2 protein-coding genes are annotated in these 1,142 nt (G+C 38.9%); both read left to right on the top strand.

Translation table 11 applies throughout. The features are described 5' to 3' along the window. Positions 1 to 136: 136 nt before the first annotated feature. Entirely contained in the window at positions 137 to 655 is a 519-nt protein-coding gene (locus tag C200_RS14055) for a hypothetical protein (RefSeq protein ID WP_075278610.1), read from the top strand. Positions 656 to 719: 64 nt separating this feature from the next. Then, on the top strand, positions 720 to 1,025 hold the full coding sequence (locus C200_RS14050; RefSeq protein WP_016212386.1) for a hypothetical protein: 306 nt from the start codon (positions 720 to 722) through the stop codon (positions 1,023 to 1,025). The last annotated feature ends 117 nt before the right edge of the window (positions 1,026 to 1,142 follow it).

Below are 1,142 nucleotides of genomic sequence, written 5' to 3'. Positions count from 1 at the left end.
GCCTTAGGCGGTAAAAAATGGGACTTTGGCAAAGTCTGCTCTAAAGTCTATGAAGCCTTAGGCGGTAAAAAATGGGACTTTGGCAAAGTCTTCTAAAGCATTTTCAACTAAGTGGTTTTTTGGTGGTAAGCCTTGGATGAAGCAAACCGTCGCAAAGGATATGGCTTCTGCTGTTGCTGGTTATAAATTTAGCCTAGGCCAACCTATAAATACACTCCGAAATATGGCCAGTAAGTGTGCTATGGATTTTAGTGCAATACGAAAATACACAGATGTTGCTGTAAGTTCCACGGGTGGCTTAATTGCTGGAATGATTGCCGCACCATTCACAGCAGTAGGCCAGACTATCGGTGGATTAGTCACTGGCTGCAAAAATGCAGGGCTTCCAGGCTTAGTTGTAGGGATGTTTGTTGGTCTTGGATATGGGCTAAGCTTCCCATTTAGGAATATTTACAATAGCTATGTAAATGCCACAGCAGATATCCCTCTAGACCCTAGCAGCTCAACCGATACACACCCCACTAACTGTGCTCTCATAGCGAGTGACGCGAGTAGAGTCAATCAATATACGGCAGGGCTATTCCAGCGAGAGCAGCAATCACAGGTTCAAGGCAGTAAACCAGGTTATAGTCCCAGCGAACCTTTACTCGGCTGAACATAAATTTTTTATTAAATCAGAAACTAATTTAAGTTATCGTTTTTAAATATAGGAGTTCTTAATGAAATCTATCTCTCTATCCGAAGAAATTATCTTGCCATCATTAAATGTAAAAGAAGGCAAAGATCAGGAATTTTCAAGAAATGAGTTAAATCTAAAAGCAATAAAATATAAAGACTTTAGAAAAGTCATGCTATTACCTGAAGAAGATCAAATGCATACGATGATGAAAATCGTTTCTGGTCTCAGTGAAGATGATATTGGGGAGCTATCCGCTGAAGATACTGCTGAAATCTCAGAATACGTATTCGAGTCTATTCATAAGTATGTCCAACTTGGTCAAAAAATCACCAACATGAGTAGCTAACAATATCTACTGAGGTTTTAATAAAATTAGTAGCTTGTTTAAATAAACAAGCAAGCTACTAACACGTTATAATCATATAGCCTTTTTACCATATATTTCACTCACCTTACGCACTGA

The sequence above is a fragment of the Piscirickettsia salmonis LF-89 = ATCC VR-1361 genome, assembly GCF_000297215.2.
Lineage (GTDB): Bacteria > Pseudomonadota > Gammaproteobacteria > Piscirickettsiales > Piscirickettsiaceae > Piscirickettsia > Piscirickettsia salmonis.
This window is presented reverse-complemented; position numbering and strand designations above follow the sequence as displayed.

Excerpts from the sequence above, each read along its gene's own strand:
- C200_RS14055 (WP_075278610.1), top strand. The coding sequence starts at position 137 with ATGAAGCAAACCGTCGCAAAGGATATGGCTTCTGCTGTTGCTGGTTAT.
- C200_RS14050 (WP_016212386.1), top strand. The coding sequence starts at position 720 with ATGAAATCTATCTCTCTATCCGAAGAAATTATCTTGCCATCATTAAAT.